This is a genomic window from Streptomyces sp. NPDC004284 (assembly GCF_042874035.1).
Classification (GTDB): Bacteria; Actinomycetota; Actinomycetes; order Streptomycetales; family Streptomycetaceae; genus Streptomyces.
This window is the reverse complement of record NZ_JBIAMJ010000003.1, coordinates 136,200-160,049: the sequence shown is the minus strand read 5'-3', so window position 1 is coordinate 160,049 and position 23,850 is coordinate 136,200. Positions and strand designations below refer to the sequence as shown.

The following is a 23,850-nucleotide window of genomic DNA, read 5'->3' as shown; positions in this document are numbered from 1 at the left end:
ATCGAGTGAACTAGTACGTCCGCCTGCTCCCCGCACGCACAAAACACATACGGTCGACTCACCTCGAAAGAAGCAGCACTGGCAGGCGGGGGCAGGCATGCTCAAGGTCGGTGGTTACATCCGGATCTCGGACATCGGGCAGATGAGCGACGGACGCGACGGTCGGGAGGGCGTCGTCCGCCAGCGTGAGGACGTATACGACCTCGCCAAGCTCATGGGCTACGAGGTGCACCGCTTCTACGAGGACAACGACACCTCGGCCTACAAGCGGCGCGTCAAGCGCAAGGACTTCGAGGAGATGATCGTCGATCTCGGGAACGGCGTGATCAGTGGCATCCTCGCCTGCAACATCGATCGCGTCGCCCGACAGCCGCGGGACCTCGAGCGCCTCATCGACATCTACGAACAGACCCACCGTCCTCTGGTCTTCGCCACCACGGCGGGCGACTACGACCTGACCACTGCGGATGGCCGCTTCCAGGCCCGCATCTACGTGACCATCGCGAACAAGTTCTCGGCGGACGCGGCTCGTCGCGTCGCCCGGCAGAAGCTGGCCGAAGCCACCGCCGGGAGGCCGCACAAGGGCCAACGCGCCTTCGGGTGGAAGGACGCGGTACACGTCGACGCGCGGGAAGCGGAACTCCTCCGAAAGGCTCGCGCGGACGTACTCAAGGGCGCGACGCTGGCCACCATCCACAAGGAGTGGGCGGCATCGGGCGTACGCAGTCCTCAGAGTCCAGAGGGAAAGACCATCGGTTACAGCAGTGTCCGGTACGTGCTGAGGAACCCCCGCCTGTGCGGATACCGCGCATACATCCCGCAACAGATCCGTGATCGTTCCGGCCGAGTGGACCCTGCCGAGTACCTTGTCGAGCGCACGGACGGCACCCCCGTCGTCGGACAATGGGAGACGATCTTCACGCCCGACGAGTGGAACGAACTGGTCGACGCGCTGGACTCCCGCAAGAACGGGGGAAGAGGCCGGAAGAAGGGGAGCACGGTCACCAAGCGGCTCCTCACCGGCATCGCACGCTGCGCGAAGTGCGGCAGCGGCCTGTCCTCCGGCGTGTACCAGCGGGGTACCACCAGCTACGAGAGGCACGGGTATTACTACTACTGCCGTGTGGCTGATGGAGGGTGCGGCAAACTTTCCCGAAGCGGTCCCCCGGTTGAGGACTACGTCGAGAAGATCCTTCTCGACAACCTCGACAAGCAGGCACACGATACGCAGTCGGCCGGAGAAGAAGACCTCGAGACGGCGCGAGCGAAGGCGACGCTGCATCAGATCGAGGCCGACAAAGCCGAGGCCCGTCAGCTCCGAGCCGACGATCTGTTGTCGCTGCCGGAGTTCGCCCGTGAGATCCGTCGCCTTGAACAGAAGGAGAGAGAGACCAGGGAGAAGGCGTCCAGGCTGAGCCTCACCCCTGCCCGTGCAGGCTCCGCCGCTGCCCGCATCGTCCGTGAGTGGGAGAGCTACACGGTGGACATGAAACGGCAGGAGATCCAGCGGAGCATCGAGTCCGTCGTGATCAGCGGCGCAGGTAAGGGCGGTGCGCAGCGAGGCATGTTCCGTCCCGAACTCGTCAAGATCGTCTGGAGGCACATGCCACGGGCGGTCCCGCGTCCCGGGGGGCGAGACGTTCGGGATCCGATGGCGCCAGATGCATAGCATGGTCATCTCAGGAGTCCGCGTACGGCAGGAGCCCTCCACCATGACAGAACGCAAGCCCATCGAATCATGGCTCACCGACATGGACGGGGTGCTCATGCACGAGGGTGTGCCAGTCCCCGGAGCCGATGCATTCATCAAGAAGCTGCGCGCGTCGGGCAAGCCCTTCCTGGTCCTCACGAACAACTCGATCTACACGGCACGCGATCTTCACGCCCGACTGAACCGGATCGGGCTCGAAGTGCCCGTCGAGAACATCTGGACATCGGCGCTCGCCACGGCCAGCTTCCTCGAAAGCCAGCACCCTGGTGGTACGGCCTACGTCATCGGCGAGGCCGGCCTGACGACCGCGCTGCACGATGCCGGCTATGTCATGACCGACCTTGATCCCGATTTCGTGATCCTGGGTGAAACGCGAACCTACTCGTTCGAGGCGCTGACGAAGGCGATCCGGCTGATCGAGAGCGGCGCCCGATTCATCTGCACCAACCCGGACAACACCGGCCCGTCTCCCCAGGGGCCTCTTCCGGCCACCGGATCCGTCGCCGCTCTGATCACGAAGGCGACGGGTAAGGAGCCGTACTTCGTGGGTAAGCCGAACCCGCTGATGATGCGCACGGGCCTGAACGTCATCGGGGCGCACTCCGAGAGCTCCGCCATGATCGGAGACCGTATGGACACGGACATCCTTGCAGGCCTGGAGGCCGGTATGCAGACCTTCCTCGTACTCACGGGGCTGACCTCAGCGGGGGACGTCGAGCGCTTCCCGTACCGGCCGACCAAGGTCGTGGACTCGATCGCGGACATCGTCGACCTGGTCTGAGGAAGGCGTCGGGTGTGGTCCGGGGGTGCCGCCGTGGCAAGGTGGCGACGCCCCCTGTACCGGAAGCGGAAGCTCACGCCGGAGGCGCCGGCGAGGACGGCGACGGTGAACTCATGACCTCTGGTTGCCGTCCGCCGAGCGCAGGGCGGCCGCACGCCCCATGAGGAACGCCCCCCGAGGCACCAGACTGGTGTACACCCATCCTTCGGTGGACGCATGCCGGCCCATGGCCCTGAAATGGGCGGCGGCCTCGGGGCGACGCCCCAGCAGGCTCAGGTAGAGAGCAAGCAGTGCGTGGTCCTCGGCGATGCGCGGGTGTTGCTGCCGCTCCGCCTCGCTCCAGCGTTCCCGGACTCGGGCCAGATCCATCCCGAAGCGTCCTGATCCCATCCCCGTATTGCCCTTGGCCAGGCGCATCTCCAGTTGGGCGACCATCGGCAGCACGACGAGCGGGTGACCCGCCGGAGCCTGCTCGGCCGCGTTCCGGGCGAAGCGGAACATCTCCTTGTGAGAGCCGCTCCACTTGGCACACAGGTACTGCAGAGCATGACGGTGCCCTGTCCGGTGCAGTGGATCGCGAGCGGCCAACGCCTCCCATCGGGCATCGAATTCTCTTCGCGACACCGACAGCCCGCGCGCTATGTGCAGGGCGGTCGCCAGCGGCGTGGGGTCGAGCGGTGCCCGCTCACTCGCCTGCGCGGCGAGGTCGTCCGCGTGGGCCAGAGCGCTGAAGAACGTCGGCCAGGCGTCCTTGCGGACGTACTTCGCCCTCTTCGCGCCTCGGGCGGTCCATCCACGTATGACCTCCGCGCGTGAGAGAACGGTCAGCGGATCACTGCTCTCCCGGTCCACTTCGGCCCACTCCCGCAGCACCGGCTTTCCCGCCGCGCGAAGGGACAGATACTGCACCCGGTGGTCCTTCAGCGCCCAGTCGCTGCCGCTCGCCAGCAGAAGATCGCGGGCCGGGCCCCAGTCGCCGTGCTTGACCAGCCTGTTCGCGGCAGCACGAAGCTCCTGGTCGCCATAGGCCTGGTCGAAGGAGACGGAGGGGAGAAAGCCCAGCGAGAGCCGGTTCAGCGCGGTCACGCGGGAGAGGGTACCGCCCGGGTGTTCGAGCGGCTCCGGCGCGCACCTTCCTCACCGGAGCCTTGGACCAGACCCGTTGCCTTCAGCTGCCGGTCGCGGACTTCCACGCGTCGACGTACGCCGCGAGGTTCTTGTCGATGTCGGCCCAGTCCGGCTCGAAGACCTCGACGCCCTCCATCAGCTTGGCCAGTTCGATCGCGTTGGCGTCGGTGGTCTTGACGTCCTTGCGGGCCGGGAAGCCGCCGCCGATCGCGCTGACCTCGCGCTGGGCGCCCTCGCTCAGCATGAAGTCGAGGAGCTTCTTGCCGTTCTCGGTGTGCGGGGCCTTGTTCACCAGGCCGGCGGCGTAGGGCAGGGCGAAGGTGGTGGGCTTGCCGCCGTCCTTGGCCGGGAACCAGATGCCGAGGTTCGGCATGGACTTGGCCTGGGCGAAGTTCATCTGGACGTCGCCGTTGGCGACGAGGAGCTCGCCCTTGTCCACCTTGGGGGCGAGCTTGGAGGTGGAGGAGGACGGGCCGACGTTGTTGGCCTGGAGCTTCTTCAGGTACTCCATCGCCGGCTCCTTGCCGCCGAAGTCGTGCATCGCCTTGATGAGGACGGCGGTGCCGTCGCCCGCGACGCCGGGGGTGGAGTACTGCAGCTTGTCCTTGTACTTCGCGTCGAGCAGCTCCTCCCAGGTCTTCGGGGCGGCGGGGAGCTCCTTCTTGTTGTGGACGAAGCCGAAGTAGTTGTCGGCGACGGAGGTCCAGGTGCCGTCGCCCGCCTTGTCGGCGCCGTCGACCTGGTCGGAGCCCTTCGGCTCGTACGACTGGAGCAGGCCCTTGGAGCCGGCCTGCTGGATGAAGGGCGGCAGGGTGACGAGCAGGTCGGCCTGGGTGTTGGACTTCTCGCGGAGGGCGCGCTGCACCATCTCGCCGGAGCCGCCCTCGACGTACTTGACCTTGATGCCGGTCTGCTTCTCGAAGTCGGCGAAGACCTTGTCGTACCAGCCGTCGCCCGCCTCGCCCTTGAGGCCGTCGGCGCTGTAGACGGTGACGACCTTCTCGTCGGAGGCGGTGGCGGAGCCGTCGCAGGCGGTGAGGGTGGCGGCGAGGACGAGGGCGCCGGTGACGGCGGCGACCGGCTTGGCGTACGTACGCATAACGTGGTTCTCTCCTAGCGGTGCTTGGCGGTACGAGCGGTGCTCAGCGGTACGAGGCTTTGGTGCGGATGCGGGAGACGGCGAGCAGCGCGAGCAGCGTCGCGGCCATGAGGACCACGGCCAGCGCCGAGCCGGTGAACAGGGAGCCGCGGTCGGTGGCGGTGAAGATGAGCACCGGCAGCGGCATCCAGTCCGGCGGGTAGAGCATCATCGTGGCGCTGAGCTCCCCCATGGACAGGGCGAAGCAGAGCCCGGCGGCCGCGGTCAGCGACGGCAGCAGGAGCGGCAGCTTCACCCGGAGCAGTACGTACGAGGGGCGGGCGCCGAGACCGGCCGCCGCCTGCTCGTACATCGGGTCCAGGCGCCGGACGGCCGCCGAGACCGACTGGTGGGCGAAGGCCGTGACGAGGACGGTGTGCGCGAGGATCACGATCCACCGCGTGCCGTTGAGCAGCAGCGGCGGCTTCGAGAAGGCGACGAGCACGGCGAGGCCGACGACCACGGACGGCACGGCGACCGGCAGCATGAACAGGGCGTCGAGCAGCCTCCTGCCCCTCTTCCCCAGGGCCGCCGCGGCGAGCGCCGCCCAGGTGCCGACGGTCAGCGCGATCACGCTCGCGGTCACGGCCGTGACCAGGCTGGTGGTGAGCGCCTGGAGGGACTCCCCGCGCACGGCCGCCGTGTAGTGGGCGGTGGTCGGCCCGGAGGGGAAGGCGCCGGACCAGTGGGTGGAGAACGAGGCGGTGAGGATGACGAGGAGGGGCAGCGCGAAGAGCGGGACGAAGAGGACCGCGCACACGGCCCAGGCCGTCCACCTGCCCGTACGGCTATGCACCAGCACGGCGGCTCACCCCCCGGTAGAGGACGTAGAGGCCGACCGAGAGCGCGACGTTGACGACCGCGACGACACAGGCGGCGGCGTAGTCGGATTCGAGGATCGCCTTGCCGTAGACGAGCATCGGGAGGGTCGTGACGCCCTTGGCGCCGGTGAAGAGGACGATCCCGAACTCGTTGAGGCACATGACGAGGACGAGGCTGCCGCCGGCGGCCAGCGCGGGCAGCGCCTCGGGCAGGATCACCTGCCGGACGATCCGCGCCGGCCGCGCGCCGAGCGAGGACGCCGCCTCCAGCTGCGCGGTCTCCATCTGCGAGAACGCGGCGAGCAGCGGGCGCATCACGAACGGCGTGAAGTACGTGATCTCCGCGAGGAGGACGCCCCACGGGGTGGTGAGGAAGTGGAAGGGCCCTTCGGCGGCCCCCGTGACGTCCGTCCACAGCCCGTTGGCCATGCCGACCGTCCCGTAGACGAACAGCAGGGCGAGCGTGATCAGGAACGACGGGAAGGAGAGGAAGACGTCGATGAACTTCGCCACCGCCTTCCCGCCGGGGAACGGCACGAACGCGATCACGAGCGCGAGGACGAACCCGAGGACGAGGCAGCCGGCGGTCGCGGCGACGGCGAGCCACACGGTGGTGACGAGCGCCTCGCGGAACGCCGTGGAGGCGAACACCTCGGCGTACGCGCCGGGGGCGAGGGACTCCTGGACGACGAGGGCGAGGGGGTAGAGGAAGACGAGGGCGAGGACGGCGACGGGAGGAAGGGCCCAGAGCACCGTTGTGGGCAATCGTCCGCCAGGGGCGCGGGGGTCCCTCCCGGACGGAGTCCGGGGGAGGGTGGGCACGACCCCCGGTGCGGCCCGCCCTTCCATGAGACCCGTACCGGGACTAGCCATCGTTCACCCCCGCGGCCAGCAGCACCGCGTCATCGGGCGCGAAGTGCAGCGTCACCTCGGTGCCGAGCGCCGGCGTCTCCCTGAGTTCCCGTACGTCCGCCTTCACGCGGTGCCCGCCCACCTCCACGTACAGCCGGTGGGTGGACCCCCTCCACTGCACCTCGGCGATCCGCCCGCTCAGGGCGTTCGGCCCGGGGCCGAGGCCGACGAGGTGCGGCCGGACGCAGAGGGTGGCGGCGGAGCCGGGGGCCGCGCCGGAGAACGGGACCTTGAGGTCGGCGCCCGCGAAGGTCACCCCGTCGGTCCCGACGCGCACCGGCAGCAGGTTCGCGTTGCCGACGAACGAGGCCGTGAACTCCGTGCGGGGGCGGCGGTAGAGGTCCTGCGGGGTGCCGCAGTCCTGGAGCCGCGCCTTGTCCATGACGGCGATCCGGTCGGCGAGGGTCAGCGCCTCGACCTGGTCGTGGGTGACGTACAGGATCGACACGTCGGGGAGTTCGCGGTGGAGCCGGGCCAGTTCGGCGAGCATCCCGGAGCGGAGCTGGGCGTCGAGCGCCGAGAGGGGTTCGTCGAGGAGGAGGACGTTCGGGCGGATGGCGAGCGCGCGGGCGATGGCGACGCGCTGCTGCTGGCCGCCGGAGAGTTCGCGGGGGTGGCGCCGGGCGTAGGCCGCCATGCCGGTCATCTCCAGGGCTTCGGCGACCCGCCCCGGGATCTCGCCCTTCGGCACCTTCTGGGCCTTCAGGCCGAAGGCGACGTTGGCGTCCACCCTGAGGTGGGGGAAGAGGGCGTACTGCTGGACGACCATGCCGATGCCCCGCTTGTACGGCGGGAGCGCGGTGACGTCGCGGTCGCCGATGAACACCCGCCCGGAGGCCGGCCGGACGAATCCGGCGACGGCCCTCAGCGCGGTCGTCTTGCCGGAGCCGGAGGGCCCGAGGAGCGCCATGACCTCGCCGGGTTCGACGGTGAGGTCGAGGGAGTCGAGGACGGTGCCGCTCCCGTAGGTGACGGTGACGCCGTCGAAGCGGATGCCGCTGGTCATGCCTCGTACTCCCGTATCAGGGAGGGGAGTTCCACGACCGAGGCGAGGACGTGCGTGGCGCCGTGCTCCGTGAGCGCGGCCTCGTCGTGCGCGCCCGTGAGGACGCCGGCGACGATCCCGGCGCCGGAGCGGACGCCGCTGAGCATGTCGTACGAGGTGTCGCCCGCGACCGCGACCCGGCGGACGTCGTCGACGGCGCCGGTGCGGAGGAGGGCGGCGAGGACCATGTCCGGGTACGGGCGTCCGCGTCCGCCCGCGTCCGCCGGGCAGAGGGTCAGCTCGACGAGGTCCCGCCAGCCGAGGGCGTCGAGGATGGCGTCCTGGGTGACGCGGGCGAAGCCGGTGGTGAGGACGACCGTCCGGCCCTGCTCCTTCAGCTGGGCGATGGCCTCGGCCGCGCCGGGGACCGGGGCGATCAGGCCGCCGGCGACCAGTTCTCCGTACGCCGCCTCGAAGGCGAGGTTGGCCTGCTGGGCGCGGGTCTCGTCGCCGCCGAAGAGGTGGCGGAAGACGGAGATCTTGGACTCGCCCATGGTGGCGCGGACGTAGTCGATCATCGTGGCGGGGTCTTCGCCGAGTCGTTCGGCGGCGGCCGTGAAGGCCTGCTCGACGAGGCCGCCGTCGGCGACGGTGGTGCCGGCCATGTCGAGGACGACGAGGTTCGTGTCGGTCATGTGGTTCACCAGCCCAGTTCGTTCGCGGTCGTCTCGGCGATGGCGGGCGAGCAGGTCATGCCGCGGCCGCCGGGTCCGGTCACCAGCCACACGCCGTCGCGGACCCGCTGGCGGTGCACGACCCGGCTGGTGTCGACGCACTGCGCGTACACCCCGGCCCAGCGGCGCCGGATCTTCGGCAGCGGGCGGCCGAGGAAGGACTCGACGACGCGGGTGAGGTGCTCGTAGGGGTCTTCGAGGGTGTCGAAGGCGAAGGGGTGCTCGTACTCGTGGGTGTCGCCGATGGTCAGTCCGCCGTCGAGCCGCTGCACCATGAGCAGCTGCATCTTGTGGGCGGCGGCGGTCGGGTCCTGCGCCTGCTTCTCGTCGAGGGCGTCCAGGGCGGGGGACGCGTACGCCGGGTAGTAGCGGAAGGAGTCGGCGTCGGCGACGGAGGTGGTGAGCGGCTCGCCGAGGGGTTCGGTCTGCATCATCTGGAGCCGGACGCGGCGGACGGGTATCTCGCCGGCGACCTCGCGGACGAGGCCGGAGAGCCAGGCGCCGGTGCACAGGACGACGGCGTCGCCGGTGTGGGTCTCGCCCCGGTCGTCGCGGACGCCGTTCTCCCCGACGACGTCACGGACTTCCCGGTTCGGGAGGAAGGTGTAGCGGCCGGTGGCGAGGAGGGCCTCGCGGAGGGCGAGCTGGGCGAGGCGCGGCTCGACGGCCGCGTCCCGCTCGCACCACAGGGCGGCCTCGAACTCCCCGCGCAGGGCCGGGTTGACCGCGCGGGCCTCGTCGGCGGTGAGCAGCTCGTAGCCGCGGGCGGCGGCGTCGGGGCGGGCGAGGGCCGCCTCGGCGACGGCGAGTTCGAGCGCGTTCCGTACGGGGGTGAGGGAGCCGATGGCGCGGAAGCCGAGGCCGGGGACGCGGGCGCCGATGCCCTCCCAGAGCTCACGGGCGCGGAGGGCGGTGTCGAGCTCCTCGCCGCCCGCCCGTCCGCTCACCCAGATCTGGCCGAAATTGCGGAGGGAGGCCCCGCGCGCCTCGGCCTCGCGCTCGATGTGTACGACCTCGTGGCCGCGTTCCACTGCGTGCCAGGCGTGCATGGTTCCCACCACGCCGGCTCCTACGACGATCACCTTCATGACGACGACGGTCGCGGGATCGGGTGGACCGGACGGATCCGGCGGACGACGGAACGGTGAACGGACCGACAAGCTTGGACCAGACCCGTTACCGTTCCGTGATGTTCTCGATCTGTCCGGCGGTCAGTCCTGCCGCCCCAGATGGGTGGTGAAGCTGAACCGGTCCCCCCGGTAGAGCGTCCTCACCCGCTCCAGCGGCCGCCCCGCCGTGTCCCGGGAGACGCGGTGGAGCAGCAGCATCGGCAGGGCGGGCGGAGTGCCGATGAGCAGGGCCTCGCGCGGGGTCGCGAGGACGGTCTCGATGCGCTCGTCGGCGTCGCCGAACGAGATGCCGAGCCGGTCGTGGAGGTACGCGTAGAAGGAGGAGTCGGGGTCGAACTCGGTGTCCAGGCGCGGGGCGCGGGCCTCGGAGACGTACGTGCTCTCCAGGCCGACCCGCTCGTCGTCGGCGAGCAGCACGCGCTCCATGTGCCAGACGGGCTCGCCGCGTTCGGCGCCGACCTCGGGGGCGAGCGCCTCCGGGCAGGGGAAGCGGTCGAGCGAGATCAGGCTGCGGCCGGGGCGGCGGCCCTGGCGGCGCACGCCCTCCGTGTAGCTGGCGAGCGACAGGGGCTGCTCCAGCTTGGGTCCCGCGACGACCGTGCCCCGGCCCTGGCGGCGCAGCCGCCCCTCCAGGAGGAGTTCGCGCAGCGCCTGGCGGACGGTCTCGCGGGACACCTCGTACCGGACGGCGAGATCGCGCTCGGTGGGCAGCAGCCCGCCCTCCCCCAGTTCGTCGACCATCAGGGCGATCTTCGCCTTGACGGCGTAGTACTTGGGGACGCGGCCGTGCTCGGGGATGCCGGAGCGGACGGGGGCGCCGGGGCTGGTCTGGTAGTTCATCCGGGGATGGTCGCAGACGGGGATGAACGGGAAGGTGTACGGAGCATGGCTCAGCGGTGCCGGGGGCGCCGGGCGGCCCGGAACAGGAGCGCGCCGAGCAGGACCAGGCCGGCGGCGAGCGGGAGTCCGGCCCATAGGTACGCCTCGGACCCCCTTCCCGTACTGGCCAGTTCGGGGTCCTGCGCGGGGTCCCTTACGGGCTCTCGCGCGGGCTTTCGCGCGGGCTTTCGCGCGGGATCTCGTACGAGGCCGGCGGGGGCCTCGGGCCTCCCGGTGGCGGACGGGGTCGGGGCCGGCGGGCGGGCCGGCCTCGGCGGTGCGGAGGGGGCGGGTGTGTCAGGTGCGGTGGGGGCGCCGGGCTCGGCGGGACCCACCGTCAGGCGGTAGTCGCCGGACTCGCCGACCCAGTCGCCGTCCTCGCCCCGGCGCTGCACCACCGCCGCGTTGACGACGACCTCGTCGGGCGCCGTCTCCCGCCCGAACGCCAGGCGCACGGGGACCGTGACCGTCCGGCCCGCGGGCACCGCGAAACCGCCGAAGCCGGTGAACGCGCCCACGTTCTCCGCCTCGTCGGTCGCCTCGAACGCCACCGGATACCAGCGCGCCGACCCGGCGTCGTAGAACTCGAACCGGATCTGGTCCGGCCGCAGGACCCGGTCCCGGTCGGTGAGCACGAGCACCGGGTGCACGCCCGAACAAGGGGCGTCGGTGGTGTTGGTGAGATCGAGCTTCCAGTCCTGGAAGGGGCCGCCGGCGGGATAGTCGACCGGACCCCCATGGATCCGGGTGTCCAGCGGAAAGCCGCCGCCGGCCGGGGTCTCGCAGGTGGGGGCGGGCGGGTCGGGGGCCGGGGCCGCGGGGGCCGGGGTGGCGATCGCGAGGGGGGCCGCGACGGTGGTGGCCACGGTCAGTGCGCGAACGCCGCTCAGGCGCCGGGGGGCGGTTGCCATGGGGCGGGTGCCTTTGCTGCTCGCGGGCATGGGGACGGCGGCGACGCTGCCACGCGGGAGGGGCCGGGCGGGGGAGCGACACCGGGGGCACCCCCGTCGGGGTCGAAGTTACCGCCCGATCGGCCTACTTTCCGATGATCGGATCTTCTCCGGCCGCTCCCCGAAGACGGGAGCTGCTGAAGGCGGGAGCTGCTGAAGGTGGGAGCTCCTGAAGGTGGGAGCTCCTTCTGTCACTTCCCGAAGACCGGCGCCAGGGTCAGCCACGCCGCGCCCTCCGCCACCGCGTCCCGTCCCGTCGCGAGGCCCACCGGGGCCGTCAGGCCGAGGCCGGTCAGGACCTCCCGCACCCCCTCCGCGAAGACCTCCGGCGCGGCGAGGACCACGCGTCCGCCCAGGAGGACCTGGTCGATGTCGAGGAGCCGGACGAGGTTGGCGGCGCCCGCGCCCAGGATCCGCGCGGCCTCGGCGAGTTCGCCGCGCGCGACGGCCGCCAGGCACAGGACCTCCAGGCAGCCGCGCCCGCCGCAGCCGCACGGCGGCCCGTCGAGCTGGACGGTCTGGTGGCCGAGCTCGCCCGCCCCGGTCCTGTCCCCGCGCAGCGGCGCGCCGCCGAGGACGAGGCCGGCGCCGAGCCCCGTACCGAGGTGGACGTAGGCGAAGGAGCCGGGGGCGGTGGGGCGGAGGGCGAGGCCGAGGGCGGCGGCGTTGGTGTCCTTGTCGAGGACGACGGGCAGCCCGAGGCGCGCCGCCAGCTCGTCCCGTACGGGATGGCCGGCCCACTCGGGGAAGCCGGTCACCCGGCCCGGCACCCCGGCCCGGTGGTCGAGGGGTCCGGGCATGGCGACGCCGACGCCGAGCACGGTCGCGCCGGACGGGAGAGCTCCGCCCCACGTGGCCGCCCCGCCGGATGCGGCCGCCCCGCCCGACGCGGGCGCCCCGCCCCACGCAACCGCCCCGCCCGACGCGGCCGCCCCGCCCGACGCGGCCGTCCCGCCCGGCGCGGGCGCCCCGCCCCACGCAACCGCCCCGCCCGGCGCGGCCGCCCCGCCCGACGCGGCCGTCCCGCCCGGCGCGGGCGCCCCGCCCCACGCAACCGCCCCGCCCGGCGCGGCCGTCCCGAGCAGCGCCCGTACCTCCTCCGTCACCGCGTCCAGGACCGGCCCGGCGCCCGCGCCGAGGTCCAGGGGGCGGCGGCGGACCTCCAGGGCCTCGCCCGCGAGGTCGGTGAGGAGGACGGTCAGTTCGTCGCGGTCGAGGTGGGCGCCGACGGCGTACGCGGCGGAGGGCTCCAGGCGCAGGACCGTACGGGGCTTGCCGCCGGTCGAGGCGCGGTGACCGGCCTCCACGGCGAGGCCCTCGGCCCGGAGCCGGGCGGTGATCTTGCTGACGGCCTGCGGGGTGAGCCCGGTCCGCTCGGCCAGCTCCAGGCGGCTGATCCCGGTCTCCCCTGCCGTGCGCAGCAGGTCGAGCACGCGCGCGGCGCTGTGGCCGCGCGCCGCCGACACCTGCACGTTCGCGTTCACGTTCACTCCCCCAGGTCCTTCCTCACGCCCCCATTGTCGCCGCCGCTTGCACTTCGGCAACCGCGTTGCTTAAGTGGAGCGCATGACCGCCCCGCTCCGCGTCGGACTCGTCGGCTACGGCCTCGCGGGCTCCGTCTTCCACGCCCCGCTGATCGCCGCCTCCGAGGACCTCGTCCTCGCCGCCGTCACCACCGGCAACCCCGACCGGGCCGCCGAGGCCCGCGCCGCCCACCCCGGCGTCCGGGTCGTCGCCCGCCCCGAGGAGCTGTGGGAGCGCGGGGCGGAGGAGCTGGACCTGGTCGTCGTCGCCTCCCCCAACAAGACGCACGTGCCCCTCGCCACGGCCGCCCTGGAGGCCGGCCTCCCGGTGGTCGTCGACAAGCCGCTCGCCGGAACCGCCGCCGAGGCCCGCGCGCTGGCCTCCCTCGCCGAGGAGCGCGGCCTGCTGCTCTCGGTCTTCCAGAACCGCCGGTGGGACAACGACTTCCGCACGCTCCGCCGCCTCCTCGACGAGGGCGCGCTCGGCGAGGTCCAGCGCTTCGAGTCCCGTTTCGAGCGGTGGCGGCCCCGACCCAAGGGCGGCTGGCGCGAGTCCGGCGCGCCGGAGGAGATCGGCGGGCTCCTGTACGACCTGGGCAGCCACGTCGTCGACCAGGCCCTCGTGCTGTTCGGCCCGGTCGTCTCGGTGTACGCCGAGTCGGACGTGCGCCGGCCGGGCGCCGAGGCCGACGACGACACGTTCCTCGCGCTCACGCACGCGAACGGGGTCCGCTCCCACCTGTACGTGAGCGCCACCACCGCCCAGCTCGGCCCCCGCTTCCGGGTGCTCGGGCAGAGCGCCGGCTTCGTGAAGTACGGCCTCGATCCCCAGGAGGCCGCCCTCCGCGAGGGACTGCGGCCCGGGCCCGGGGCGCCCTGGGGCGTGGAGCCCGAGGAGCTGTGGGGCCGGATCGGCTCCGGGGAGTCGCCGCTGACCGGCGGCGGCATTCCGGTGGAGTCGCTGCCGGGCGACTACCCGGCGTACTACGCGGCCGTCGCCGCCGCGCTGCGCGGCACCGGAGAGAACCCGGTCACCGCGCACGAGGCCGCCGCCGCCCTCGACGTCCTGGAGGCGGCCCTGCGGTCGGTACGCGAGGGAACCGTGGTGCGGGCGTGATCGGCTCGGTCACGGTCTCGGGGCCGCCGCGGGCCGAGGACCACGCCCTGGTCGTCGAGGGTCGGGAGCGACCGCTCAGCTCGTACGGCGTCCACGACGACGGCTGATCAGCACCAGTGCGCCGCCGCTGAGGCCGAGGCCGATCGCGGTGACGCCCATGACGATCTTCCCGGTGCCGGCGCCGGTCTCGGAGAGCTCGCCCTGGGGGCGGGGGCCGCGGTTCTTCCCGTCGGAGTCGCCGTAGCCGCTGGAGTCCCCGTATCCACCGGAGTCGCCGTAGCCACCGTCGGTCGATCCGCCGTTGTCACCGCCGCCGTCGGACGATCCGCCGCTCGTGTGGTCGGTGGGCGTCGGGGTGGGCTCGGTCGGGGTCGGGGTGGGCTCCGTGGGGGTCGGAGTCGGCTCCGTGGGCGTGGGCGTCGGCGTGGGCTCCGTACAGGAGGGCAGGTCGCCGTCGAACGGATAGGCGTGGATCTCCTGACCGCCGCCGCCGTTGGTCTCGGAGCTGTGGGTCAGGTTGCCGGTGGTGAAGAAGCGGCCGTTCATGCCGGGCATCGTCACCGTCGTCGTACTGGCCTGGTTGCCGATGAGCACGCTGCCCGCGAACTGGGCCGTGCCCTCGAACCTGACCGCCGTGGCGTCGGGGAAGTTCCACAGGACCCGCTCGCGCAGGCCGTCCGGCAGCTGGTTGACGTAGGAGTCGACGGTGCGGTCGGCGCCGAGGACGTTGACGAGGACCGTCGCGCCGGCCGGGATCCTGTCGAAGCGGATGCCCTGCTGGCCGCCGCTCGACGACTCCAGGTCGAAGTCGACGTTGAAGACCTGGAGCGCCGAGGTGCCGTCACCCGTGAAGAGCGTCTCGTAGTTGTTGTTCACGGCGGTGCCGGTGGGGGTCCGGGAGGCGCCGTCCACATAGGCGTAGCAGTGGCTCGCGTCGGTGAGCTGCCCGCGGAGCGCCTTGTACGGGTCGGCCGCGGCGGCGTCGTGGACGGGGGTCGGGATCACCGTGCCGGAGAGGGCGCCCCCGTACCGTACGACGCCGCTGACCGTGCCCTCCTCGGCGAGCAGGCGCTGGCCGGCGGCGACCGTCAGGTCCTTGCCGACGGTGAGGAAGTCGGTGCCGTTCTCGGGCGGGACGCGCGAGCCGACGCCGGCGACGCCGACGTTGTAGACGGCGGAGACGCCCGCCCTCTTGTTCTGGTCGAAGCCGCCGAGGACGACGACCTTGCCCTCCGCCTCGGCCGCGGCCTGGCGGACGTGGAAGTCGCCGCCGACGAAGACGTTGATGTTGTTGTCGCGGTAGGTGACGGGGCCGCTGCCGTTGTCGTCGGGGTATCGCGTGGGGCAGTTGCCCGGCTTGCAGGGGCCGAGGCCACCGGGCAGCGGATCGGCGTGGCCGGTGACGGCGAGCGCGCCGACGAGGGCGGTGGCGCCGATCGTGGACGCGGCGATGAGGGCGAGACGGCGACGGTCGCGCCGACGCCCGCTCGGGATTCTTTCCATATCGGGCAATATGCAAAAAGGGTACGAAAATGGCGACGCTCCACGCGGAGCGCCGCCCCTTTCGTACCCGTGCGGTCAGGCGCGTCTCCTGCCCCTGCGGCCAGGCGCGCACGACCCGTGTGATCAGGCGCTCTTGAGCTCCTGCCGCTGCCGGCCGAGGCCCTCGACCTCCAGCTCGACCACGTCGCCGGGGCGCAGGTACGGCTTGGGCTCGGGCTGTCCCATGGCGACGCCCGCGGGCGTGCCGGTGTTGATGACGTCGCCCGGGTACAGGGTCATGAACCGGCTGACGTACCGGACGACCTCCGCGACCGGGAAGATCTGGTCCGAGGTGCGGCCGTCCTGCTTGAGCTCGCCGTTGACCCAGAGTCTCAGGCCGAGGTCCTGCGGGTCCGGCACCTCGTCGGCGGTGACGAGCCAGGGACCGAGCGGGTTGAAGGTCTCGCAGTTCTTGCCCTTGTCCCAGGTGCCGCCGCGCTCGATCTGGAACTCGCGCTCGGAGACGTCGTGGGCGACCGCGTATCCGGCGACGTGCGCGAGGGCCTGCTCGTCGGTCTCCAGGTAGCGGGCGGTGCGGCCGATGACGATCGCGAGCTCCACCTCCCAGTCGGTCTTCACCGAGCCGCGCGGCACGAGCACGGTGTCGTCCGGGCCGACGACGGTGTCGGCGGCCTTGAGGAAGACGACGGGCTCGGCGGGGGTGGTCTGGCCGGTCTCGGCGGCGTGCCCGTGGTAGTTCAGCCCGATGCACACGACCTTGCCGATGCGGGCGACCGGCGGGCCGACGCGCAGCCCGGTGGCGTCGAGCGGGGGCAGCACACCGGCGGCCGCCGCCCCCCGGACGCGGTCGAGGGCGGAGGCGTCGGCGAGCAGACTGCCGTCGATGTCGTCGACGAGGGCGGACAGGTCGCGGAGCGTTCCGTCCTGGTCGAGCAGGGCGGGACGCTCGGCTCCCGGCGGCCCGACACGCAGCAGCTTCATGGTCTTCTCCCTGTGGTCGAGGTGGGCCCGGGAAGGGCCCTGAGGTGCCCCGGCCGATGGAGTGCGGCCATCGGAGGATTGGTCGATCCTCCAAGACATCGGGTCAGCCCGCAAGACCCCGTTCACACACTGGACCCTTACGCGGCGGTAACCGCGGTCGCCGCCCCGGGCACGTCCCGGTAGAGCAGGGTCCGCTCGACGGCCGTCCAGGTGGTGCTGGTGACGACGTAGAGCGCGGCGGCGAGGGGCACGACCGCGACGGAGACCAGGGTCGCGAAGGAGAGCAGCGGCAGGTACCGGGCCATGCCCGCGGCCACCCCGGCCCCCGGCTGCCCGGGGTCGACCGCGATCGGCGCCGGCTGCCGCCTGGCCCGGAGGTAGTTGTACGTGGCGACGGACCCGACGATCGCGAACAGCACGAGGTAGACGAGCCCGGCCGGGCCGAAGACGCCGCCGTGGGCGAGGGCGTCGGCGTAGTGGTCGCCGAGCGGGGCCCCGAGGAGGCTGTGCCCGGCCATCCGCCCGCTGGAGAAGAGGTGGTACATCAGGAAGAACGCGGGCGCCTGGAGCAGGCTCGGCAGACAGCCGGCGAACGGCGAGACCTTCTCCTCGGCGTGCAGCTCCACGATCGCCTTCTGCAGCCGCTCGGGGTTCTTGGCGTGCTTCTTCCTGAGCGCGGCGAGCTGCGGCGCGAGCCGGGTCCGGGCCTTCTGCCCCCGCGCGGCGGCCCGGGAGAGCGGGTGCACGGCAAGCCGTACGAGCAAGGTGAAGACAACGATCGCGGCTGCCGTGGCAGCACCGGCGAAGAGCGGCTGAAGCAGGTCGGCGAGCCGCTCGACCAGGGATGCGAAGACGTTCAAGGGAGCCCTCCGTGGGGTCTCGTCGTGCCGGGGTACGGGAATTCGGCATGACGGATCCGCGAGGGGCGCTCGCTGTACGGGTACGGGTACGGGCTCCCTACGCGGCCGTCAGGAGGAGACGGCCGGGAGCACGAGGTCTTCTCCGCCCGGCGGCATCGGGGTCGCGCTGGGGCAGGAAGGCGGTGCGCCGCTCGCGGTCGCGTATCGCGGTGCGGACGGCGGTGGGCGGCACGGCGGGGGCCGTACGGGCACCGAAGAGGGCACAGACGACGCCGGTGGCGGCGAGGGCGACGGCGGCGGAGATGCTCGCACCGTCCGAGAGGAGCAGATCGGCGAGGGCGAGGAGGAAGAACAGCGGCGCGACGAAGCGCAGGACCAGGGCCCTGATGGTCATCCCGCCACCTCCTCTCGACTCTCTACCGACGTCTCACGGGGATGACGCACGGGAAGACCCAGGAGTTCCCGCACCGGCTCAGGAACTGCTCGCGTGCTCCAGGGGGACGAGAAGGCGGCGGGGCCGGAGGAAGGCGCGGCTGACGGGATCGGCGGGGTCGGGATCGAGCCCGGCACCGGGCCGCATCTCGATGTCGGCGAGCGGTACGACGACTCCGCACGAGGCGCAGAAGTCGTACGGATCGAGTTCGGTGCCGCAGTCGACGTGGTGGAAGTGGCGCAGCGGCACGCCCCCGGGGGCCTCGGCCCGGCCCCAGGTGCCGAGCGCGCGCAGGACGGGCCAGAGGGCGAGTCCGCGTTCGGTGAGCACGTACTCGTCGCGCGGGGGCGACTCCTGGTAGCGCCGCCGGTCGAGGACGCCGGCCTCGACGAGGGCCTGGAGGCGGGCGGCGAGGACGGCGCGGGGGGCGCCGAGGTGGGCATGGAAGTCGCTGTAGCGCCGGACGCCGTAGAAGGCGTCGCGGACGACGAGCAGGGTCCAGCGCTCGCCGATGACCTCCAGGGAGCGGGCGATGGAGCACTGCTGCTGCGCGTAGTCCTTGCCGAGAGCCATGGGACCCATCGTACCGACCTCGATTCATTCACCGAACCCACAGGGATTCACTCACCGAACCGATCTGGATTCATTCATCGAACCGACCTGCTACGGTGAGTTCATTCACCGAACCGACGGGTGGAGGTCCCTGCCATGCCCCAGCCCCAGCTCGCCGCCACGCCCCGCACCGCGCCACCCGCCCCCACCGGCCACCCCCGGGCGACCCTCGCCGTCACCGCCGCCGCCACCGCGGTCGCGCTGATGAACTACACGGCCCCGATGCTGACCCTCCCGGACATGGCCGCCGCGTTCGGCACCCCGCCCTCGGCGCAGGCATGGCTGCTCAACGGCACCCCGCTCGGCCTCGCCGTCCTCCTCCTGGTGGCCGGCAGCCTCGCCGACGCGCACGGACGGCGCCGGATCTTCCTCCTCGGCACCCTCACCCTCGGCCTCACCACGGCCCTCGGGGCGTTCGCCGGCTCGACGCCCACCTTCACCGCGGCCCGGATCGCCCAGGGCGCGGCGAGCGCGGCCGTCCTGGCCGGCAGCCTCGGCCTCCTCGCCCACGCCTACCCGGCGGGCCGGGACCGGATCCGAGCCACCGGCATCTGGGGCGCGTCCGTCAGCGGCGGCATCGCCCTCGGCCCCCTCCTCGCGGGCGTCCTGAGCCTGGCCGACTGGCGCCTGGCCTACGGGACACTGGGAGCGGCGGCCCTGGTGGTCGCGGGCGTGGGAACACGGACGCTTCCGAAGGACACGAAGGTCACGAAGGACACGAAGGCCACGAAGGCGACGAAGGCTCCAGGAACGCCCCGCCCGGACACGGCAGGAGCCCTCACCCTCGGCCTGGCCCTGACAGCCCTGCTCACCGCCCTCACCCTCGGCCGCGACGGCTGGCTGAGGGCGCCCGTAGGCCTCCCGCTCCTGGCGGCGGCCGCCCTGACGGCGGCCTTCGCCGCGATCGAGCACCGAACCCGTACGCCCATGATCGACCTGGCACTGCTGCGGAGGCCCGCCTTCCTGGCCTCGACGCTGGGGGCGCTGTTCACGGGCCTGGCCGTGATCGGCCTGTTCAGCGTGATCCCCGCCCTCCTCCAGAGCAGAGCGGGAATGTCCCCCCTGACATCGGCGGCACTCTTCCTCCTCTGGTCGGGCACGGCCTTCGTCGCGGCCCTCCAAGCCCGCCGCCTCGCGGGCCGCCTCTCCGCCCCCCACCAACTGGCCCTGGGCTTCGCCCTCTCCGCGACCGGCGTCCTCGCCCTCCTCGGCTCCCTGGACGGCCCCTGGCCCCGCCCCCTCCCCGGCCTCCTCCTCGCAGGCCTCGGCAGCGGCCTCCTGAACGCCGCCCTCCCCCGCCTCGCCGTCGACTCCGTACCCCCCGAGCGGGCCGCCATGGGCTCCGGCGCCAACAACACCGCCCGCTACATCGGCTCCTCCGCAGGGGTGTCCCTCACCCTGGCCCTACTGACCACAGGCCCGAACACCGCCCTGCTCGTCTCGGCGACCCTGGCCGTGGCCGGCGCCGCCCTCACCCTCGCACTGGGACGAAAGCGCACCTGATCACCCTGCCGCCGACACGAGCTTCGCCCACACCACCAACCGGTAAGCACTGGTGAACTCCGGAGTGCAGGTGGTGAGAGTGAGATAGGCCCCGGGAACGTCATACCCATAGGAAGGCTTGACGAGCGACCGAGGAACCGCCCGAATGACCCCCACATCACGGGGCGAGGTCGACCCCAACACCCGATCGACGCGATAAACGAAACTACGCGCCCGCGTACGCACGAAAATCTCATCCCCGGGCACAAGCCGATTGATGTACCGAAACGGCTCCCCATGCGTGTTCCGATGCCCGGCCACCGCGAAGTTCCCGACCCTCCCGGGCCCTGCGGTACCGGGATAGTGCCCGACATATCCCTTGTCGAGCACAGCCCTCTTGGAAACCCCCTCGGCAACGGGAACGGCGAGCCCGAGCCGGGGGATCCGAAGAACGGCGAAGGTGTCGGAGGAAGCAGGAGCGGAGTCCCCGCCGGAAGGCGGCCCGGCGGCGGACCCACTCCCCACCGTCCCCCTACCGCCCCCGGCCCCAGGCACGGACACGGACTCGGGATCAGCCCCAGCCTCAGGACCGGCCCCGGAATCGATCTCGGGCGCCGGAGAGATGTCCCACTCCCTCTCCAGGACGCGCACCTGCCCCAGAGCCTCGGCGCGGGCCTCCCGATTCGTCCACCAGAGCTGATGGACCACAAGAAGCAGAATGAGAACCCCGCAGGTGACGGCGGTCTCGGCGCCCAGCCACAGCGCGCGGGCGCCCGTACGAGATCGTCCTCCCCTCTGGACGACCACCGGCACCCGTTCCCGCCCCCTGGCCCGCACGCGGGGCACGATAAGCGCTGAGGCGCCAACTCTCCAGGCCCGTACAGCAGTACGGTGAAGAACATGCGCCCTGAAACGCCTGCCGCCCACACCACCGAAGCCGAGCGACTGCTGCGCACGGCAGCGCAGTACCCCGGAGACCGCGAGCCCCTCTACCTCCAGGCCGCAGCCCACCGAGAACTCGCAGGAGACCGCGAGGGCGCAACCGCCCTCTACGACACCCTCCTGTCCGGAACCCCTGCCAACCCCCACCTCATCAGGGCACTCAAGGCCGCCAACCTGTGGGAGTACGGCCACGAAGCCGAAGCCCGGGCCATCATCGACGGCGTACGACGCGCCAAGCCCACGGACGCGACCGCCTGGGAGATCGCAGCAGAAACCCTGGAAGCACACGACGAGCTGGAAGCAGCGGAGTCGACCCTGACGGAAGGCGCGACCCTCCTGGCCACGGCCACGGCCGCGGACCTCCCCCACACCACGGTGTCCCTCCTCACCACCCGCCACCGCATCCGCCGCATGCTGGCCCTCCCCCACGACACCTGGGACCACCGCGCCGACCACCTCCACACCGGCACGGTCCCCCTCGACGAACTCCACGACCCGAAGCGCCTCTGGTCCCTCGGCTCCTCCGACCCCGCCGAACTCCAGGCCGAAATCACCCGCCTCCGCTCCGAGCTCGGCACCTACCGCACCGCCCTCTCCCGCCCCTTCCCCGTCGCCGTCCTCCACTGGCCCGAACGGGAACTGAACGAGCTCCTCGCCGCCTACCCGGAACTCGAAGCCGAATACCCCACCTACCGCGCCCACCTGACCGACATCGAAGCCTCCCTCCGCGAACTCTCCGCCGCCGGCACCCCCAACCTCGGCATCGTCCGCGCCACCGTCCCCTCCTACGAAGCCTTCGCCGCCTCCGAATCCACCCACCCCTCCCACGCCGACCTCCTCCCCCAGTACGCCACGATCCTGGCGGCCCGAGCCCGGGCGACGGCTTGGCCGCCGGCTCGGGGGGCGGAGTGCTGGTGCGGGTCGGGGCGGACGTACGGGGAGTGTCACGGGGGCGACGCGGGCTGAGTCTGGACCTGCTACGAAGTCATCCCCCAATCCTGCGCCTTGGTGGAGCCGCCCCATCCGGAACCGTCGCGCCAAATCGAGGCGATTCCGTGCTTCTCCAGGTACGGAGCGTAGGCGCCGATCTCTTCAGAGAAGAGCCCTATGAGGAACGGCTCAGGTCGTTTCAGGTACAGGAAATGCCGGTATTCGTAAAGCTGTCCAATAGCCTCTCGAACCGCCTTCGTAGGATTCCCACTACGGACAATCTTTGCCTCAACTAGCCACTCCCTACCCGAATTCTCGGCATTGCCCTGTGAGCGCAGCACGAGATCCTTGGGATGCTGCAGATGCGTGATCGGCTCGTATCCGCGCTCGCAGATATAGAGACCGAAGTCCTTGATGAGTTCCTCGTGACTCCGCTGCTTTACCTGCTGACGGGCGCTGATCTGCGCCACATAGGCACTACTGTCCTTCGGTCGGAAGTTGGCAAGCGGGTCGGCTGCCGGCCGAGGGGCATGACTACCCGGCTCGTAGGACATCTCCAACGCGTCAGAGGCATCACTCCCCCACCAAACGCGATCAGCCCCTTCAGCCCGCCGCAGGCACTCGACGCCAAGCAGCAGGTCTTCCATGAGCGTGACGTCGCTGGGCAGAGCGGCCGTTTCGTACGTCTTAGCGATGACGCTGGCCGCCTCGTACGCCCTGGGGCGTGCCGCCGCGTCCCGAAGTTCAGGCTCATCGACCCAGCCCTGCCGCTGCTGCCGCTGCACGGCCTGGCGGAGTCGAGCGGCGTGTCGCCTGAGGTGATCTTCGCGCGCGCGACCTCTCCCGAGTCGCTCCTCCAGCCAGGTGATCCCCTGCTGCAGGGTCAACGACACGTTCTTCAAATCGGCACTGAAAATATAGGCGAGATACAACCCCTTCTTGGGGTCACGATGGCCATTTTCTTCGAAGAGGCCGATCCACGGAGTCGCGGCCGGCGTGGTCTGCCCCCCATGCCCCTCTGCCTTGAAGCCCGACGGAAGCGCGAGATCGGTACGGCTCGCGACCTTCCGTAGGACCTGCTGCCCCTTCACCTCGCGCCCCGAACCGGCCGTACGGTCGTATGTGCTCGCGATCTCGCCGAGCAAGTCTCGAATCCCCATGCGGGAAATCTAGATGAGGAGGTCGCGCCGCACACCAACGCTCGTTCCACCTCGTCAAGTCACGCGCCACTCACAAGCCGGCTTCGAACCGCGTCTGCGCCATGTCCCACATGTCATCAACGTCGTGACCAAGGGCCCCATCAAGTGAAAGAGGTCCATGATCACGACGTCTCTATTGGCGGCCTCGTCGCGCACCTGATCGCCCGCCCAGAGCTTGCCGTCCTTACGGAAGGCTCTGCGAGTAGGCGGGGGGCCTGTCGGGCAGGACGCGGGAAGCGGCCGTCACCATGCGGACCCCCCTGTCCCCCTTCCGTAGTCGCGGAATCCCCAGTTTCTCCGAGGCGGACGAGCGAGCCCGGGTCGCACTTCGACGAGTAACCTGACGGCATCGAGCCGCCGTACCCCACAAGTGGCGTTCCTCACAAGGAAGAAGGGCCAACTGTGCCTGCACAGTTCATCGAGGTGCCGGTCATCGCCGACGTCGTCGGGGGCCATACCGGACGGCTCGACGACTTCAAGGGCGGCGTGGAATCGGTCATCCGCCTGCGACCGGAGTTCCCCGTGGAGACCCTGCAAGGCATCGAGCAGTTCTCCCACCTCCAGGTCACGTGGTTCTTCAACCTCGGGTCCCCGGACGACGTCGCACTTCATGCTCGCAGCCCCCGCGACAACCCGGCATGGCCGGCGACCGGCACCTTCGTTCACCACAACCATCGGCGCCCGGCCCGGCTGGCCACTTCCTTTCCGCGACTGCTCAAGGTCGACGGGCGCGACCTGCACGTCGTGGACCTCGATGCCGACGACGGCACTCAGGTCGTCGATCTTGTGGCGGTCTTTCAGGAAATGCTCCCTCGCGGGCCCGTAAGCCAGCCGACGTGGCCCGGCGAGATGCTCGCGGACTACTGGCGAGACGCCTCCGAACGCTGAGGAAGGAGCGGCCGGCTCCCTCGGGGTGGGCGTGCTTCGTGGGCTTCTGGTGGGACCGCCCTCTCTCCGAGAGTCGTACCTTCCGCCACCGCGTCAAGGGCGCCTCCGGCGTCGCTGCGCGATGGGCTGCGCCCACCCTTGACCCGGCGGCTCCAGGCACGAAAGACCTCTCGGAGGGCGGTCCGGGGGCCGGGGTCCCCGCCCAGCCCCG

Annotated in this window: 23 protein-coding genes; 6 read left to right on the top strand and 17 right to left on the bottom strand. The window is 71.4% G+C overall.

Translation table 11 applies throughout. From position 1 onward, the window contains the following. Positions 1 to 97: 97 nt before the first annotated feature. Together ACFYUS_RS10385 and ACFYUS_RS10380 are read left to right on the top strand one after the other, a co-directional pair. Positions 98 to 1,669: a recombinase family protein gene (locus ACFYUS_RS10385; protein WP_388848145.1), complete on the top strand. Its 1,572-nt coding sequence runs from the start codon at positions 98 to 100 to the stop codon at positions 1,667 to 1,669. Between the two features lie 43 nt (positions 1,670 to 1,712). Then, the gene (locus ACFYUS_RS10380) at positions 1,713 to 2,492 is read left to right on the top strand and encodes an HAD-IIA family hydrolase (RefSeq protein WP_388848142.1); all 780 of its coding nucleotides are present in this window, start codon (positions 1,713 to 1,715) and stop codon (positions 2,490 to 2,492) included. 111 nt (positions 2,493 to 2,603) lie between these two features. Here the strand turns inward: ACFYUS_RS10380 and ACFYUS_RS10375 are convergent, their stop codons facing one another. From ACFYUS_RS10375 to ACFYUS_RS10330, 10 genes are all read right to left on the bottom strand, one after another. Continuing rightward, complete coding sequence (locus ACFYUS_RS10375; protein WP_388848139.1) at positions 2,604 to 3,578, bottom strand: hypothetical protein; 975 nt, start codon at positions 3,576 to 3,578, stop codon at positions 2,604 to 2,606. Between the two features lie 82 nt (positions 3,579 to 3,660). After that, positions 3,661 to 4,719, bottom strand: coding sequence for a 2-aminoethylphosphonate ABC transporter substrate-binding protein (locus tag ACFYUS_RS10370; RefSeq protein ID WP_388848137.1), 1,059 nt, complete (start codon positions 4,717 to 4,719; stop codon positions 3,661 to 3,663). A 43-nt stretch (positions 4,720 to 4,762) separates the two neighbouring features. Beyond that, entirely contained in the window at positions 4,763 to 5,560 is a 798-nt protein-coding gene (locus ACFYUS_RS10365) for an ABC transporter permease (RefSeq protein WP_388848134.1), read from the bottom strand. Then, on the bottom strand, positions 5,547 to 6,428 hold the full coding sequence (locus ACFYUS_RS10360) for a 2-aminoethylphosphonate ABC transporter permease subunit (protein ID WP_388849146.1): 882 nt from the start codon (positions 6,426 to 6,428) through the stop codon (positions 5,547 to 5,549). The genes ACFYUS_RS10365 and ACFYUS_RS10360 overlap by 14 nt, the downstream gene beginning before the upstream one ends. Positions 6,429 to 6,444: 16 nt before the next feature. Further along, positions 6,445 to 7,497 (bottom strand): ABC transporter ATP-binding protein, encoded by a 1,053-nt coding sequence (locus ACFYUS_RS10355; RefSeq protein ID WP_388848131.1) that lies wholly within the window; start codon positions 7,495 to 7,497, stop codon positions 6,445 to 6,447. Beyond that, positions 7,494 to 8,171, bottom strand: a complete 678-nt coding sequence (locus tag ACFYUS_RS10350; RefSeq protein WP_388848128.1) for a phosphonatase-like hydrolase — start codon at positions 8,169 to 8,171, stop codon at positions 7,494 to 7,496. The genes ACFYUS_RS10355 and ACFYUS_RS10350 overlap by 4 nt, the downstream gene beginning before the upstream one ends. Before the next feature lie 5 nt (positions 8,172 to 8,176). Beyond that, entirely contained in the window at positions 8,177 to 9,298 is a 1,122-nt protein-coding gene (locus ACFYUS_RS10345; protein WP_388848125.1) for a TIGR03364 family FAD-dependent oxidoreductase, read from the bottom strand. Between the two features lie 123 nt (positions 9,299 to 9,421). Next, complete coding sequence (locus ACFYUS_RS10340; RefSeq protein WP_388848121.1) at positions 9,422 to 10,180, bottom strand: GntR family transcriptional regulator; 759 nt, start codon at positions 10,178 to 10,180, stop codon at positions 9,422 to 9,424. A gap of 50 nt (positions 10,181 to 10,230) precedes the next feature. Next, complete coding sequence (locus ACFYUS_RS10335; protein WP_388848118.1) at positions 10,231 to 11,130, bottom strand: hypothetical protein; 900 nt, start codon at positions 11,128 to 11,130, stop codon at positions 10,231 to 10,233. Positions 11,131 to 11,360: 230 nt separating this feature from the next. Continuing rightward, positions 11,361 to 12,653 carry an ROK family protein gene (locus ACFYUS_RS10330; RefSeq protein WP_388848115.1) on the bottom strand — a complete coding sequence of 431 codons (1,293 nt, stop codon included), beginning with the start codon at positions 12,651 to 12,653 and terminating at the stop codon, positions 11,361 to 11,363. An 82-nt stretch (positions 12,654 to 12,735) separates the two neighbouring features. Here ACFYUS_RS10330 and ACFYUS_RS10325 point away from each other — a divergent pair, with 82 nt between their 5' ends. Then, entirely contained in the window at positions 12,736 to 13,809 is a 1,074-nt protein-coding gene (locus ACFYUS_RS10325; protein ID WP_388848112.1) for a Gfo/Idh/MocA family oxidoreductase, read from the top strand. Between the two features lie 75 nt (positions 13,810 to 13,884). Here the strand turns inward: ACFYUS_RS10325 and ACFYUS_RS10320 are convergent, their stop codons facing one another. The 5 genes from ACFYUS_RS10320 to ACFYUS_RS10300 form a co-directional block, all read right to left on the bottom strand. Continuing rightward, a complete protein-coding gene (locus tag ACFYUS_RS10320) occupies positions 13,885 to 15,312 on the bottom strand; it encodes a choice-of-anchor A family protein (protein WP_388848109.1) in 1,428 nt (475 codons plus the stop codon). Between the two features lie 123 nt (positions 15,313 to 15,435). Further along, a complete protein-coding gene (locus ACFYUS_RS10315) occupies positions 15,436 to 16,293 on the bottom strand; it encodes a fumarylacetoacetate hydrolase family protein (protein ID WP_388848106.1) in 858 nt (285 codons plus the stop codon). Between the two features lie 137 nt (positions 16,294 to 16,430). After that, on the bottom strand, positions 16,431 to 17,153 hold the full coding sequence (locus ACFYUS_RS10310) for a YidC/Oxa1 family membrane protein insertase (protein WP_388848103.1): 723 nt from the start codon (positions 17,151 to 17,153) through the stop codon (positions 16,431 to 16,433). 97 nt (positions 17,154 to 17,250) lie between these two features. After that, positions 17,251 to 17,547, bottom strand: a complete 297-nt coding sequence (locus tag ACFYUS_RS10305) for a DUF6412 domain-containing protein (protein ID WP_388848100.1) — start codon at positions 17,545 to 17,547, stop codon at positions 17,251 to 17,253. Between the two features lie 78 nt (positions 17,548 to 17,625). Continuing rightward, positions 17,626 to 18,159: a winged helix-turn-helix transcriptional regulator gene (locus tag ACFYUS_RS10300; RefSeq protein ID WP_388848097.1), complete on the bottom strand. Its 534-nt coding sequence runs from the start codon at positions 18,157 to 18,159 to the stop codon at positions 17,626 to 17,628. Positions 18,160 to 18,294: 135 nt separating this feature from the next. On the opposite strand from ACFYUS_RS10300, the gene ACFYUS_RS10295 reads away from it, so the two are divergent. Beyond that, the gene (locus ACFYUS_RS10295; RefSeq protein WP_388848094.1) at positions 18,295 to 19,701 is read left to right on the top strand and encodes an MFS transporter; all 1,407 of its coding nucleotides are present in this window, start codon (positions 18,295 to 18,297) and stop codon (positions 19,699 to 19,701) included. Here ACFYUS_RS10295 and ACFYUS_RS10290 read toward each other — a convergent pair whose 3' ends face one another. After that, complete coding sequence (locus ACFYUS_RS10290) at positions 19,702 to 20,517, bottom strand: class E sortase (RefSeq protein ID WP_388848091.1); 816 nt, start codon at positions 20,515 to 20,517, stop codon at positions 19,702 to 19,704. Between the two features lie 63 nt (positions 20,518 to 20,580). Between ACFYUS_RS10290 and ACFYUS_RS10285 the strand changes: the two genes are divergently transcribed. Next, on the top strand, positions 20,581 to 21,588 hold the full coding sequence (locus ACFYUS_RS10285; RefSeq protein ID WP_388848088.1) for an SEC-C metal-binding domain-containing protein: 1,008 nt from the start codon (positions 20,581 to 20,583) through the stop codon (positions 21,586 to 21,588). A gap of 11 nt (positions 21,589 to 21,599) precedes the next feature. Here ACFYUS_RS10285 and ACFYUS_RS10280 read toward each other — a convergent pair whose 3' ends face one another. Next, complete coding sequence (locus ACFYUS_RS10280; protein ID WP_388848085.1) at positions 21,600 to 22,712, bottom strand: MrcB family domain-containing protein; 1,113 nt, start codon at positions 22,710 to 22,712, stop codon at positions 21,600 to 21,602. Between the two features lie 441 nt (positions 22,713 to 23,153). Between ACFYUS_RS10280 and ACFYUS_RS10275 the strand changes: the two genes are divergently transcribed. Then, the gene (locus ACFYUS_RS10275) at positions 23,154 to 23,639 is read left to right on the top strand and encodes a TrmO family methyltransferase (protein WP_388848082.1); all 486 of its coding nucleotides are present in this window, start codon (positions 23,154 to 23,156) and stop codon (positions 23,637 to 23,639) included. The last annotated feature ends 211 nt before the right edge of the window (positions 23,640 to 23,850 follow it).